The sequence below is a fragment of the Geodermatophilus nigrescens genome (genome assembly GCF_900129495.1).
GTDB classification, from domain to species: Bacteria; Actinomycetota; Actinomycetes; order Mycobacteriales; family Geodermatophilaceae; genus Geodermatophilus; species Geodermatophilus nigrescens.
In genome coordinates, this window is the sequence record NZ_FQVX01000001.1 from 1,388,144 (window position 1) to 1,401,092 (window position 12,949).

The window sequence follows — 12,949 nt, forward strand, 5'->3', positions numbered from 1 at the left end:
CTCCGCTACCCGGCCGGGCGCCCGGGTGCACCCCGGGCGCCCGGACCGGGGTCAGCGCTGGGCCAGGTAGGCCGCGGCGGTGGCCCGCAGCCGCTCGTGCACGCCGTCGGCCGCCGTCGCGCCCGGCAGGTACCGCTTGGCCAGCTTCGCCACCATCGTGTAGTTGGTGTCGACGACGTTGCCCGCCGGCGCGAGCCCCGCCTGGCTGACCAGCTGGAGGGCGTCGAGCCGGTCCCAGCCGGTGAGCTCGGCGGCCCAGGTGACCAGGTCGTGCTGGCTCACCCGGTAGGCGTCCTCCAGCGGGCGCACCGACCCGGTGGACATGAGGAACTCGTCGGTCTCCAGCCGCGGCCAGGCGGGCCCGCCGCCCTTGACCAGGTCCACGACGACGACGGTGCGCATGGCCGACTCGACCGCCGTCCCGCAGACCTCGCCCTCGCCCTGCCGGCAGTGCCCGTCGCCGATGGACAGCTGCCCGCCGGGCACGTTGACGCCGAAGTAGGCGGTCGTGCCGGCCCGCATCTCGGGGGTGTCCATGTTCCCGCCGTGCGCACCGGGCGTGATGCTGGCGAAGACCTCCCCGGAGGCCGGTGCGACGCCGATCGTGCCGTGCATCGGGTCGAGCGGGAGCTCCACCTCCGGCCCGCCGCGGCGCGGCCGGAACAGGCAGGTGCCGCGCTCCCGGTCGATCTCGTAGAGCCAGACCAGCTCCTCGAGCGGCTCGTGCAGCATCGCCGTCGAGTGGGTGGTGGTCAGCGCGCCGAAGTGCGGGAACGTGCTGGACACCGCCCAGTCGCGGGCCGGCGCGATGTCGACCAGGTGCACCGCGAGGGTGTCGCCGGGCTCGGCGCCCTCGACGGCGATCGGGCCGGTGACCGGGTTGAGGTAGGGGAACTGGCAGACCACGCTCGGCAGGTCGTCGACGCCGCGCACCTTGCCGGCGTAGCAGTCCTCGGTGGTCAGCTCGACCACCGTGCCGGGGGCGACGGTCAGCAGCGGCTCGCCGCCGCCGAAGGACCACCGCCACTGGTCGGGGGTCGGCTCCAGCGAGACGACCTCGAGGGACTGCGTCACAGCTTCTCCTCCGCACGGATCTCGGGCTTCCGGCCGGTGAGGAGCAGGAAGCCCATGAGCCCCAGGCCGACGAGCAGCCAGACGAAGCCCAGCCGCTGCGCCGTCACCTGGGCGTTGACGACGACGTACACCAGGATGGCGAACCCGAGGAGCGGGACCACCAGGTGCAGCCACCAGTTCCGGCTCCTCTGCCGCAGCACGTAGTGGACGACGACGGACACGTGCAGCAGCAGGAACGCCGACAGCGCGCCGAAGTTCACCAGCGTCGACAGCAGCGTGATGCCGTCCTCGCGCGTCGTCATGTACCAGCCGAGGACGAGCGAGACGGCCGCGACGAGCAGCGTGGCGTTCACCGGCACCCGGCGGGTCGGGTGCACCTGCTTGAGGAACGCCGGCAGCTGCCGGTCGCGCGCCATGGCGAACAGCAGCCGCGAGGTGGCGGCCTGGGCGACCAGCGAGTTGGCGAAGCCCCACGCGACCGCCGTCGCCACCGCCGTCAGGGTGCCCAGCCACGCGCCGCCCGCGACCTCGGCCGCGTCGTAGAAGGCGGTGCCGGCGGCGTCGCCCTCGGCGATGAGGGTGTCCGGGTCGGGCACGAGCAGGGCGGCGACCCAGGTCTGGACGATGAACAGCGTCCCGGCCAGCGCCAGCGCGGCGATCATCGCCTTGCCGATCGAGCGGGCGGAGTCGCGGTTCTCCTCGGCGAGGGTGGAGATGCCGTCGAAGCCGAGGAAGCTCAGCACCGCGACCGACACGGCGCCGAAGACCAGCTCGAGGGAGAACGTGTCGGCGTCGTAGATCGGGGAGAGGTCGAAGCCGCGGCCCTCACCGGAGGCCAGCGCGGCGACGCCGATCACCAGGAAGATCGCCAGCACGATGAGCTCGCCGACCAGCATGATCTTGTTGACACGCGCCGTGAACTCGATGCCGAAGTAGTTGACGACGGTGTTGAGCACGACGAAGCCGATCAGCCAGACCAGCACCGGCACCGAGGTGATGATCGAGTTCATCGCGATCGCGGCGATGAGGTAGAGCAGCGCCGGGACGAGCACGTAGTCGAGCAGGATCATCCAGCCGGCGATGAAGCCGACCGGCTGGGCGATGCCGCGGCCGGCGTAGGTGTACACCGACCCGGCCATCGGGAACGCCCGCGACATCTGCGAGTACGACGCCGCGGTGAAGGCCATGGCCAGGGCACCGATCGCGTAGGCGAGGGCGACCATGCCGCCCGACGCCTGGAAGACGCCGCCGAAGATGCCGAACGGCGCGATCGGGACCATGAAGACCAGGCCGTAGACCAGCAGGTCGGTGAAGGTCAGGGAGCGCTTGAGCTCCTGGCGGTAGCCGAACTCCTCGACGCCGGCCGCGCCGGCGGCGGGCACCGCTCCGGCGCCGGTCCCGGACAGGTCGGGTGAGTGGGTGGTGCGGGGGTCGCTCACGGCTCCTCCTCTCGGCCGGCTCGGGGCCGGACGCGGGGGAGGGTAGACCCCAGTTGTTTCCAACTGGAAGCACCGGTGTCTCGGCGGTGTCTAGCCGACCTCGCGGAAGACCAGCCCGTCGGCGCGCGCCAGCCGCGACGGCGCCGGCCGGGCGGGCGCCGCGTCCCCGCCCGCGAGCAGCGCGGCCGCGGTGCGGACGCCGTCGTGCACGCCGCGGGCGTAGGCGCAGACCACCGGCGCCGACGGGCCGGCGCGCGCGGCGAGCCGCTCCTGCAGGTCGAGCTGGCCCTCGTCGCCGGTGCCGTCGGCCGCGGCGAACGACGGCATGCAGGCGTAGAGCTCGCCGGTGCCGTCGCCGCCCACGGCGTAGAGGCCGTTCTCCTCCAGCGCGCCGGACAGCCGCACCACCCGCCGGTCGAGCCCGGCGCGTGCGAAGGCGCGGTTGAACGCCACGAGGTCGCGGCCGACGAGGCTGAGCAGGACGGCGTCGGCCCGGGTGCGGCGCACCAGGTCCAGTGCCGGGCCCGGGTCGGTCGGGCCGAAGGGGACCAGCCGCTCGCCGACCACCTCGGCGCCGAGGTCGGCGAGCACGGCGCGGGCGGCGCGGTGCACGGCCTGCGGCCACACGTAGTCGGTGCCGAGCAGGACCCAGCGCCGCGCCCGGCGGGAGCGCACCAGCCAGGCGAGCGCGGCGGCGTGCTGGGCGAGCGGGGACGAGCCGATGCGCAGCACGCCGGGCCGCGACCGGCCGCCCTCGTGGGGCGGGGTGAACACGTACCCGGCCCGGCCGGCCAGCGCCGCGGCGACGGCCCGGGAGACGTCGCTGGTCGAGAAGCCGACGAAGACGTCGACGGCGCCGGCCGCGTGCAGGGCCGCGACGTCGGCCGCGACCTCCGCGGGGCGCCGGCCGGCGTCGACGGTGACCAGCTCGACGGCGCGCCCGCGCACCCCGCCGGCGTCGTTGAGCTCGTCGGCGGCGAGGCCCGCGAGGTCGAGCGCGGAGGGCGCCGTCATCGCCAGCGGGCCGGAGAGCGGGACGGCCAGGCCGACGCGCACGACACCGGGGGAGCGGCCGGTGACCGCGGCCTCCCAGGCGTCGATCGGGACGGTCGGTCCGGGCACTCCCTGAGTATGGTGCGGTCCATGCCGGTCGAGCAGCAAGCCCCGGGGTCCCCCGTGCCGCCGGCGACCGCGCCGTCGCTGGTCGAGCTGCTCGCCGTCGTCAGCCGGAGGGTGGCCCGCGGGGTGGGGGCGGTGCTCGCCGAGGACGGCGCCACGCTCGACACCTACCGCCTGCTGCGGGCGCTCGGCGCGGGCCCCGGCCGGACGATGACCGAGCTGTGCGCCGCGCTGGCCGTGCCGGCGGCCACCGCCACCCGGCTGGTCGACGGCCTCACCGACGCCGCGCTGGCCTACCGGCTGCCCGACCCCGACGACGGCCGGCGGGTGCGCGTGCACCTGTCCGCGCGCGGGCGGACGCGGCTGGACCGGCTCGAGGCGCTGGTGGCCGCGCACGAGGCGGCGCTGGCCGCCGAGCTCGGCGCCGGGCGGGTGGCCGCGCTGACCGCCGCGCTCACCGACCTGGCGACCCCGCCGGAGCCCGCGGGGTCCTGACCGCGGGATCCGGACCGGCGGAGCTCACTCCGCCGGCGGGAGGACGCGGGGGACGAACACCTCGTCGATCGGGCGCGGGCCGACGTACTGCCGGCACGTGCAGGGCACCCACGTGTGGCCGGCCCAGCGCCCGCGCTTGTCGTAGGCGTCGCGGCGCAGCTCGGCGTAGCAGGTGTTGGTCTCGGTGTCGTGCTGGCTCAGCGTGTGGCCGCAGCCGCAGACCGGCTGCGGGTTGGCCGGGGGAGCCGGCGGCCGGCGCCGCCCGACCCGGCCCGCCAGGAACCCGGCGGCCAGCAACGCCGCACCGACCACCAGGCTGACTGGTTCCACCGCTGATCTCCTCCCACCGCGAACGTCCTCCCGACGGTAACGCCGGGCGCGCGGCCGGGGTGCCGGAGGAGCTCAGGCCTCGTGCCGGCCCCGCCCGCTCACCGCGTCGCGCAGGTGGTCGACGAGCGCCGCCACCGGGCCCAGCGCCGTCCGGATGCCGCCCTCGTTGGGCACCAGCGGGTGCGGCCGGGTGGGGGAGATGGCCTTGATGCGCTCCACCTGCTCGGCCATCCGGACCAGCTCGGCGTGGTCGAAGCGGGCCTTGAGCTCGGTGAACATGCGGCCCTCCTCGTGCTCGACGTGCTCCCGGATCTCGGTGATCAGCGAGCGGATGCCGGCGTCGTACTGCGGGTCGGCGGGGTCGAGCCGCTCGAGCTGCTTCATGGTGTGCTCGGCCTGGTCGTGCTCGTGCTTGGAGCGCTCGGCCTCCTCGGCGTCGACCTCGGCCTCCACCCGCGGGTAGACCTGCGTCTCCTCGGCCACCGAGTGCTTGACCAGGCCGATGCTCACCTCGTCGACGAGGGCGCGCTTGCGCTCGAGGTCGGCGGGGTCGGTGCTCCCCAGGAGCTGCTCGAGCTCGCGGAAGATGCGGTCGAACTCGCGGTGGTCGGCGCTGAGCAGTTCCACCACGTCGCGCTGGGTCTCGGTCACCCCCTGTCGGTTCCCGCGCCGGGACGGCGGCACACGCTCACCCGGACGGCGGGTTTCGGACGGTTGTGGCGCGGGGCACAGCAGGGACGTGGAGTCCTACGCGGTCGGGTTCGCGCGCCCGGACCGGTGGTCGCAGAATAGCCAGGGGTCAGCGCGGACCCCGTGGCACGCCGTACCCGCGCTCCGTCCGCTCCGCGAGCTGGACGGCGAGGTGGAGCTCGCGCTGTGCGGCGCGATCACCCAGATCTGGGGCGGGCAGCAGTGGAGCCGCGTCGGGGCCGGCCGCACCGGCTGCGCCGAGTGCCGCCGGTTGTCCGGACTCGCCTTCGAGGTCGCGCAGCTCAGCCGCGCCGGGTGACGGGCCGGGTGATGGTCAGCGGCGCCGGCCGCTGATCGCCGACAGGCCGGTGATCTCCCGGCCGACGATGAGCGCCTGCACGTGGTCGGTGCCCTCGAAGGTGTAGATCGCCTCGATGTCGGCGTGGTGCCGCGCGATGTGGTGCTGCAGCAGGATGCCGTCGCCGCCGAAGAGGTCGCGGGCGTCCGCCACGATCTGCCGCGCCGTCGCGCAGCAGTGCCGCTTGGCCAGCGACGCCATGGCCGCCGTCATCCGGCCGGCGTCGGCCAGGCTGGACAGCCGCCAGCACATCAGCTGCATGTTCGTGATCTCGGCCAGCATCGTGGCGAGCTTCTCCTGCACCAGCTGGTAGCCGGCGATCGGCTGCCCGAACTGCTCGCGGCCCAGGCAGTGCGCCAGCGCCAGCTCGTAGGCGGCCATCGCCACGCCCAGCGCCCGCCAGGCGACGGTGTAGCGGGTGCGGTCGAGGATGGTGGAGACGTCCTTGAACGACCGGCAGTTCTCCAGCTTGTTCTCCGCCGGCACGCGGGCGCCCTCGAGGGTGATCTCCGCCTGCCACACCGCCCGCAGCGCCGTCTTGCCGGTCATCACCGTCGCGGTGAAGCCGGGCGTGCCCTTCTCGACGACGTAGCCGCCGACCTGACCGTCCTCGTCGCGCGCCCAGATGAGCACGTAGTCGGCGATCGACCCGTTGCCGATCCACTTCTTCTGCCCGTCGAGGACGAAGACGTCGCCGTCGCGGCGGGCGGTGGTCTCCAGGGCGACGGCGTCGCTGCCGTGCCGCGGCTCGGTCAGTCCGAACGCGCCGATCTTCTCCATGCGCGCCATCTCCGGCAGGAACCGCTCGCGCTGCTCCTCCGAGCCCAGCAGCGCGATCGACTGCATGGCGAGGAAGCTGTGCACCCCGTTGAAGGTGCCGATGCTGCCGTCGGCGCGGGCGAGCTCGGCGGCGACCAGCCCGGCGGCGACCGCGCTCATCCCCGGCGAGCCGTAGCCCTGCACCGTGCCGCCGGCGATGCCGAGCTGCGCGAACCCGGGCACGAGCTCGAAGGGGAACTCCGCGCGCTCCCAGTAGTCGTTGATGCGCGGGGTGACCTCCTTGGCGCACCAGTCCGCCACCCGGTCGCGGATCTCGAGCTCCTCGGGCGCCAGCAGCTCGTCGAGGGCGTAGAAGTCGGTGCGCTCGGTCTCGGCCACGCACCGACGCTACGCGCGGGCCGGCGTCGCCGCCGGTCGTGCGGACGGTGCCGGGTCAGGCTCCCAGGAGGCCGCGCACGTAGGCCGCCTGGCCCACGTGCTGCAGGTCGTCGGACAGGACGCTGACCAGCCGGACGCCGAGGGTCACCGGCGGGTCCCAGCGCTCGTCGACGACGCGGTCGAGGTCCTCGTCGGTCAGCCCGCCGAGGTACTCGGCGCTGCGGGCGGCGACGGCGTCGGCGTACTCGAGCAGCAGGTCCGCGGACGGCACCCGCAGCGCCTCGACCTCCAGGCTGCTCATCCCGTAGCCGGTGGCGGTGTCGTCGGCGGGGCGGCCGAAGCGGGCGGCGAACCCCTGCGCGGTGTAGACCTGCTCGCTGCCGGCGACCTCGGCGACGTGGTCGTCCTGCACGCGCAGCAGGTGCCATGCCAGCCAGCCGATCGGGTTGGCGTCGGGCGCGACGCGCGCGGCGAGCTGCTCGGGGGTGAGGCCCTCGACGGCGGCGTGCAGCGTCTCGCCGATCTGGGAGTAGGCGTACGTGAGGAGGTCGCGGGTGCGCATGGCGCCCCGCTACCCGTCCCGCTCGCGGGGGACGCCTGTCGCCGCGGCGGAACGGTAGGTTGCGGTGTCCGCCGCGCCGTCGAGGAGCCCCGTTGCCGTTCTTCCTGCACCGGCTGCTGCGCTTCGCCCGCATCCGGCTGCCGGGCTGGCGCCTGCCGCTGGCCGTGGCGCTCGCCGTCTTCCTCACCAGCTGGGGGCTGATGGCGCTGGCCGAGCCGGCGGGCAGCGAGCTCGTCGCCCCGGGCAACTACTGGTGGTACTTCGTCGTCACCGCCGCCACCGTCGGCTACGGCGACTTCTTCCCGGAGACCCTCGCCGGCCACGCCGTCGGGGCGTACGTGATCGTCGGCGGGATCGTCACGCTGACGCTGCTGTTCACCGAGCTGGCCACCGCCCTGCAGAACGCGCGGGGCAAGCGTCTGAGAGGGGTGGTGGCCCTGGACCTCCGGGACCACGTCGTCGTCCTGGGCTACACCGCGGGCCGGACCGAGCGGATCGTCGCCGAGCTGACCGTCGAGCCGGGTACGCAGGTCGTGCTCTGCGCCCACGACGACGTGCCGGGCAACCCGATGCCCGAGCAGCCGGCCGTCTCCTTCGTCCGCGGCGACCTCACCCGCGCCGACGTGATGGAGCGCGCCTGCGTCGCCCGCGCCCGCACCGCCGTCATCGACGGCCGCGACGACAACGAGACGCTGGCGATCGCCGTCGCCGTCGACCACGCCAACCCGGGCGTGCACATGGTCGCCGCGGTGCGCGACCTCAGCCGGCGCGAGACCCTGCGCTACGTCAACCCCGGCGTGCAGGTGGTGCAGTGGCACATGCCGTTCCTGCTGTCGGAGGAGGCGGCCGACCCGGGGCTCACCCAGGTCTACAACGAGCTGATGACCGCCGGCGGGCACGGCAACACCTACTCGGTGCCCGTGCCGGCGGGGTGCCGGCACCGCAGCTTCGGCGACGTCCAGACCGCCTTCGGCCGCGAGCACGGCGCCACCGTGCTGGCCATCCGCACGGGCGAGGGCCTGCTGGTCAGCCCCGCCTGGGACACCCCGCTGCCGGAGGGCGCGACGCTGTACTACGTGGCGGCCAGCCGCCTGGACCCCGCGCGGCTGCTGCAGCGCGCCTGACTCACCAGACGCCGAACGCCGCCGCCAGCAGCGCCACGGCCCCGCCCAGGGCGGCGAGCACCGCGAGGACGGCGAGCACCACCGGGACGACGACCCAGCGGCGCTTGAACCGGCGGCGGCGCGCGGCCGGCCGCGGGGGTGCGGCCACCGGCGGCGGCGGAGGGGCCGGTCGCGGGGGAGCCGGTCGTGAGGGAGGCGGGGCGGCCGCGCGGGCCTGTTTCTCCGCCCTGCGCTCGCGGCGCTTGTCGGCGAGGTGGCGGGCCTGGTCGCGGGCGTCGCGGGCCACAGTGCCGATGACCGAGGCGAGCGCCCGCAGGTCGTCGACGTCGAAGCGCTCCACCTGCCCGCCGAGCGAGGGCGCGTCGCCGCGCGGCGGGCCGTCGGCGGCCGGCGGCGACCAGGCCTGCTGCGGCCCGGCCTCCTCAGCCGCCCGGCGCAGCGCCGTCCGGGTGCGCGCGACGTCCCACCGCTCGGCGACGTCGCGGGTGAGCAGGCCCTCGAGCACCGGGCCCAGCGGCCCGGCCAGCCGGGGCGGCTCGGGGTCCTCGTGGACGACGGCGAACAGCGTCGCCATCGGCTCGGGCCGGTCGAAGGCCAGCCGCCCCTCGACGGCGGTGTAGAGCGTGGCGCCCAGCGACCACAGGTCGACGGCGGGGCCCGGCTCCTCGCCGCGTGCGCGCTCCGGCGACATGTAGGCCGGCGACCCGAGGATCGCGCCCGAGGTGGTGATCGAGGGGTTGCCGGTGGCCGTGGCGATGCCGAAGTCGGTGAGGTGGGCGGCGCAGTCGGCGCCGACGAGCACGTTGGCCGGCTTCACGTCGCGGTGCACGATCCCGGCGGCGTGCGCGGCCTCCAGCGCCTCGAGCACGTCGAGGCCGATCCGCGCGACGGTGGGCCAGGGCAGCGGGCCCGAGCGCTGCACGACCTCCTGCAGGCTGCGGGCGTCGACGTGCTCCATGACCAGCCAGGGCCGGCCGTCCTCCTCGACGACGTCGTAGAGCGTGGTCACGTTCGGGTGCAGCAGCCGCGCCGCGGTGCGGGCCTCCCGCAGGGTGCGCGAGCGCAGCGCCTCGCGCTCGTCGTCGCTGAGGTGCGTGGGGAACACGACCTCCTTGAGGGCGACGGGCCGGCCCAGCACCTCGTCGGTGGCGCGCCAGACGACGCCCATCCCCCCGCGGCCGATCACCTCGGTGACGGTGTAGCGACCGGCGACCAGCCGTCCGGTACCCGCTTCGGCGGACATGCGGGGGACAGTACGCCCGGGGTCGTGCCCGCGTCCCGGCTCAGGCCGGGTTCGCGGGCTCTTCCGGGTCGCTCTTGGCCTCGAGGTCCGCGGCGACCTCCGGCGTCTCCATCTCCAGCGCGATGTCGCGCGGCTGCGGGGTCTCCGGGTCGGGCTGCGGCGTCGTCATGCCTGCAGCCTGCCCCGGATCGCGGCCGCCCGCTCCCTAGACTCCCGCGACCGTGAGCGTCACGCGGCTGCTGGTCGCCAACCGCGGGGAGGTCGCCGTCCGCGTGCTGCGGACCGCCGCGGCCCTCGGCCTGTCCACCGTCGCCGTCGCGCCGGAGGACGACGCCGGCGGCCTGCACGTGCGCCGGGCCGACGACGCCGTCCGGCTGCCCGGTGCCGGGCCGGCCGCCTACCTCGACGTCGCCGCGGTGGTCGGCGCGGCCGTGCGCAGCGGCGCCGACGCCCTGCACCCGGGCTGGGGCTTCCTCTCCGAGAGCCCGGCGCTCGCGCGGGCCTGCGCCGGGGCGGGGGTGGTGTTCGTCGGGCCGTCCGCGGAGACGCTGGCGCTGTTCGGCGACAAGACGGCGGCCCGCGCCCGGGCGGCGGGGCTCGGCCTGCCCGTGCCGGCCGCGACCGGCCCGGACCCCGCGCCGGAGGAGGCGGCCGCGTTCCTCGCCGGCGGGCCCGTGATGGTCAAGGCGGTGTCCGGCGGCGGCGGGCGCGGGATGCGGCCGGTGACCGACCCCGCCGACCTGCCCGCCGCGCTGGAGCGGTGCCGTTCGGAGGCGCAGGCGGCGTCCGGCGACGGCGCCGTCTACCTGGAGCGGCTGCTCCCCGGCGCCCGGCACGTGGAGGTGCAGGTGGCCGGTGACGGCGCGGCGGTGGTGGTCCTCGGCGACCGCGACTGCTCGCTGCAGCGGCGCCGCCAGAAGCTGGTGGAGGTGGCGCCGGCACCGGGGCTCGACGACGCCACGCGGGACCGCCTCTCCGGGTGGGCGGCGGCGCTGTGCGGGTCGGCCGGCCTGCGCGGGCTGGCCACCGTCGAGTTCCTGGTGCGCGGGGACGAGGTCGCCTTCCTCGAGGTGAACCCGCGGCTGCAGGTGGAGCACACGGTCACCGAGGAGGTGACCGGCCTGGACCTGGTGGAGGTGGGCATCCGGCTGGCGTCGGGCGACTCGCTGGCCGCGCTCGGGCTGTCCGCGCCGCCCCCGGTCCACGGCGCCGCCGTCCAGGTGCGGGTCAACGCCGAGGCCCTGCGGCGCGACGGGACGGTGCTGCCCGGCGCCGGCGTGCTCGGGCGGTTCGTGCCGCCGAGCGGGCGGGGCGTGCGGGTGGACACCGGGGTGGTCGCCGGCGACGAGGTGTCCGCGCGCTACGACTCGCTGCTCGCCAAGGTGGTGGTGCACGACCGCGACCTGCCGCGGGCGCTGGCCGGGTGCCGCCGCGCGCTGGCCGAGCTCGACGTCGACGGGGTGCCGACCGGCCGCGACCTGCTGGCCGCGCTGCTCGGGCTGCCCGAGGTGGCGGCCGGACGGGCGACCACCGACCTGGTCGACGCGCGGCTGGCGGACCTGCTGCCCGCCGAGGAGCCCGCGGTCGCGGCCGGGCCGGTCGACGGCGTGCTGCCGGTGACCGCGCCGCTGTCGGGGGCCGTGGTCGAGGTGGCCGCCGCGGACGGGGACGCCGTCGCCGCCGGGGCGCCGCTGCTGGTGCTCGAGGCGATGAAGATGGAGCACGTGGTGCCCGCGCCGGGCGCCGGCCGGGTCACCGGGCTCGCCGCGCGGGTGGGCGACGTCGTGACCGCCGGGACGGTGCTCGCCGGCGTCGTGCCCGGCGACGTGGACGCCGTCGACGGCCCGGACGACGGCGACCCCGACGCCGTCCGGCCCGAGCTCGCCGAGCTGCACGAGCGGCGGGCGGCCACCCTCGACGACGCCCGGCCCGACGCCGTCGCGCGGCGGCACGGGGCGGGGCGGATGACCGCGCGGGAGACGGTGGCCGCGCTGGTCGACGAGGGCACCTTCGTCGAGTACGGGCAGCTGGGCCTCGCCGCGCAGCGGGCCCGCCGGTCGCTGGAGGAGCTCGTCGCCCGCACACCGGGGGACGGGATGGTGACCGGCCTCGGCGAGGTCGGCGGCGTCGCGTGCGCGGTGCTCGCCTACGACTACACGGTGCTGGCCGGCACGCAGGGCCACGTCAACCACCGCAAGACCGACCGGCTGCTGGAGCTCGCCGCCGAGCGCGGGCTGCCGGTGGTGCTGGTCGCCGAGGGCGGCGGCGGACGGCCTGGGGACACCGACGGCGCGGGCGTCTCGTGGCTCGACGTCCCGACCTTCACGACGATGGCGCGGCTCGCCGGGCGGGTGCCGACGGTCGCCGTCGTCTCGGGGTTCTGCTTCGCGGGCAACGCGGCGCTGGTGGGCTGCTGCGACGTCGTCATCGCGACCGAGGACAGCAGCATCGGGATGGGCGGCCCGGCGATGATCGAGGCCGGCGGGCTCGGCGTCGTCGCGCCGGAGGACGTCGGGCCGACGGCGGTGCACGCGGCCACCGGCGTCGTCGACGTCGTGGTGCCCGACGACGCCGCCGCGGTGGCCGCCGCCCGGGAGGCGCTCGGCCTGCTCGCCGGGCGGCGGCGCCCGGGGGAGGCCGCCGACCAGCGGCCGCTGCGGACGGCGCTGCCGGCCAACCGGGTGCGCAGCTACGACGTGCGGCCGGTCGTGAGCACGCTGGCCGACGCCGGCAGCGTGCTGGAGCTGCGGCCGGCGTTCGGGCGGGGCGTGGTCACGGCGCTGGCCCGGCTCGGCGGCCGGCCGGTGGGCCTGCTGGCCAACGACCCGCGGCACCTCGGCGGGGCGATCGACGGCGAGTCGGCGGACAAGGCGGCGGCGTTCCTGCGGCTGTGCGGGTCGGCGGGGCTGCCGGTGGTGTCGCTGGTGGACACCCCGGGGTTCATGGTCGGGCCGGAGTCGGAGCGGACCGGCACGGTGCGCCGCTTCGGCGGGCTGTACGTCGCCGGGGCGCAGCTGCCCGTGCCGCTGCTGGCCGTGGTGCTGCGCAAGGCGTACGGACTGGGCGCGATGGCGATGCTCGGCGGCGACCTGCGGGCCCCGCTGCTCACGCTGGCCTGGCCCACCGGCGAGTTCGGGCCGATGAGCCTCGAGGGCGCGGTGCGGCTGGGTGCGCGGCGGGAGCTGGAGGCGCTGGCCCCGCCCGAGCGGGAGGCGCGGTTCGCCGAGCTGGTGGCGGAGTCCTACGCGCAGGGGAGGGCGCTCAACGTGGCGTCGGTGTTCGAGGTGGACGACGTCGTCGACCCGGCCGACACCCGGGAGGTGCTGCTGCGCGCGCTCGCCGGGCTGGCCTGAGGGT

Annotated in this window: 13 protein-coding genes; 4 read left to right on the forward strand and 9 right to left on the reverse strand. The window is 76.1% G+C overall.

Features of this window, described 5'->3' with window-relative positions:
- Positions 1-51: 51 nt before the first annotated feature.
- From BUE37_RS06880 to BUE37_RS06890, 3 genes are all read right to left on the reverse strand, one after another.
- On the reverse strand, positions 52-1,074 hold the full coding sequence (locus BUE37_RS06880) for an acetamidase/formamidase family protein (protein ID WP_073419283.1): 1,023 nt from the start codon (positions 1,072-1,074) through the stop codon (positions 52-54).
- The gene (locus tag BUE37_RS06885; RefSeq protein WP_245794346.1) at positions 1,071-2,513 is read right to left on the reverse strand and encodes an APC family permease; all 1,443 of its coding nucleotides are present in this window, start codon (positions 2,511-2,513) and stop codon (positions 1,071-1,073) included. The genes BUE37_RS06880 and BUE37_RS06885 overlap by 4 nt, the downstream gene beginning before the upstream one ends.
- Positions 2,514-2,603: 90 nt before the next feature.
- Entirely contained in the window at positions 2,604-3,635 is a 1,032-nt protein-coding gene (locus BUE37_RS06890) for an ABC transporter substrate-binding protein (protein ID WP_073419284.1), read from the reverse strand.
- A gap of 21 nt (positions 3,636-3,656) precedes the next feature.
- On the opposite strand from BUE37_RS06890, the gene BUE37_RS06895 reads away from it, so the two are divergent.
- On the forward strand, positions 3,657-4,127 hold the full coding sequence (locus BUE37_RS06895) for a MarR family winged helix-turn-helix transcriptional regulator (RefSeq protein ID WP_073419635.1): 471 nt from the start codon (positions 3,657-3,659) through the stop codon (positions 4,125-4,127).
- 24 nt (positions 4,128-4,151) lie between these two features.
- On the opposite strand, the gene BUE37_RS06900 is transcribed toward BUE37_RS06895, so the two are convergent.
- Together BUE37_RS06900 and BUE37_RS06905 are read right to left on the reverse strand one after the other, a co-directional pair.
- Positions 4,152-4,457: a hypothetical protein gene (locus BUE37_RS06900; protein WP_073419285.1), complete on the reverse strand. Its 306-nt coding sequence runs from the start codon at positions 4,455-4,457 to the stop codon at positions 4,152-4,154.
- 72 nt (positions 4,458-4,529) lie between these two features.
- The gene (locus BUE37_RS06905) at positions 4,530-5,108 is read right to left on the reverse strand and encodes a hemerythrin domain-containing protein (protein ID WP_073419286.1); all 579 of its coding nucleotides are present in this window, start codon (positions 5,106-5,108) and stop codon (positions 4,530-4,532) included.
- 211 nt (positions 5,109-5,319) lie between these two features.
- Between BUE37_RS06905 and BUE37_RS24395 the strand changes: the two genes are divergently transcribed.
- The gene (locus tag BUE37_RS24395) at positions 5,320-5,466 is read left to right on the forward strand and encodes a hypothetical protein (RefSeq protein WP_245794348.1); all 147 of its coding nucleotides are present in this window, start codon (positions 5,320-5,322) and stop codon (positions 5,464-5,466) included.
- Between the two features lie 15 nt (positions 5,467-5,481).
- On the opposite strand, the gene BUE37_RS06915 is transcribed toward BUE37_RS24395, so the two are convergent.
- On the reverse strand, positions 5,482-6,663 hold the full coding sequence (locus BUE37_RS06915; protein ID WP_073419288.1) for an acyl-CoA dehydrogenase family protein: 1,182 nt from the start codon (positions 6,661-6,663) through the stop codon (positions 5,482-5,484).
- 55 nt (positions 6,664-6,718) lie between these two features.
- Complete coding sequence (locus BUE37_RS06920) at positions 6,719-7,225, reverse strand: mycothiol transferase (RefSeq protein WP_073419289.1); 507 nt, start codon at positions 7,223-7,225, stop codon at positions 6,719-6,721.
- A 92-nt stretch (positions 7,226-7,317) separates the two neighbouring features.
- Between BUE37_RS06920 and BUE37_RS06925 the strand changes: the two genes are divergently transcribed.
- Entirely contained in the window at positions 7,318-8,349 is a 1,032-nt protein-coding gene (locus BUE37_RS06925; protein ID WP_073419290.1) for an ion channel, read from the forward strand.
- A 1-nt stretch (position 8,350) separates the two neighbouring features.
- On the opposite strand, the gene BUE37_RS06930 is transcribed toward BUE37_RS06925, so the two are convergent.
- Positions 8,351-9,592 carry a serine/threonine-protein kinase gene (locus tag BUE37_RS06930; RefSeq protein WP_073419291.1) on the reverse strand — a complete coding sequence of 414 codons (1,242 nt, stop codon included), beginning with the start codon at positions 9,590-9,592 and terminating at the stop codon, positions 8,351-8,353.
- Positions 9,593-9,632: 40 nt separating this feature from the next.
- Positions 9,633-9,761, reverse strand: a complete 129-nt coding sequence (locus tag BUE37_RS24790) for a hypothetical protein (RefSeq protein ID WP_281248055.1) — start codon at positions 9,759-9,761, stop codon at positions 9,633-9,635.
- Positions 9,762-9,813: 52 nt separating this feature from the next.
- On the opposite strand from BUE37_RS24790, the gene BUE37_RS06935 reads away from it, so the two are divergent.
- On the forward strand, positions 9,814-12,945 hold the full coding sequence (locus tag BUE37_RS06935) for an acetyl-CoA carboxylase family protein (RefSeq protein ID WP_073419292.1): 3,132 nt from the start codon (positions 9,814-9,816) through the stop codon (positions 12,943-12,945).
- Positions 12,946-12,949: the final 4 nt, after the last annotated feature.

Bases quoted from the DNA above. Each gene is read 5' to 3' on its own strand.
- BUE37_RS06920 (WP_073419289.1), bottom strand. From the start codon at position 7,225: ATGCGCACCCGCGACCTCCTCACGTACGCCTACTCCCAGATCGGCGAG.
- BUE37_RS24790 (WP_281248055.1), bottom strand. From the start codon at position 9,761: ATGACGACGCCGCAGCCCGACCCGGAGACCCCGCAGCCGCGCGACATC.
- BUE37_RS06930 (WP_073419291.1), bottom strand. From the start codon at position 9,592: ATGTCCGCCGAAGCGGGTACCGGACGGCTGGTCGCCGGTCGCTACACC.
- BUE37_RS06895 (WP_073419635.1), top strand. From the start codon at position 3,657: ATGCCGGTCGAGCAGCAAGCCCCGGGGTCCCCCGTGCCGCCGGCGACC.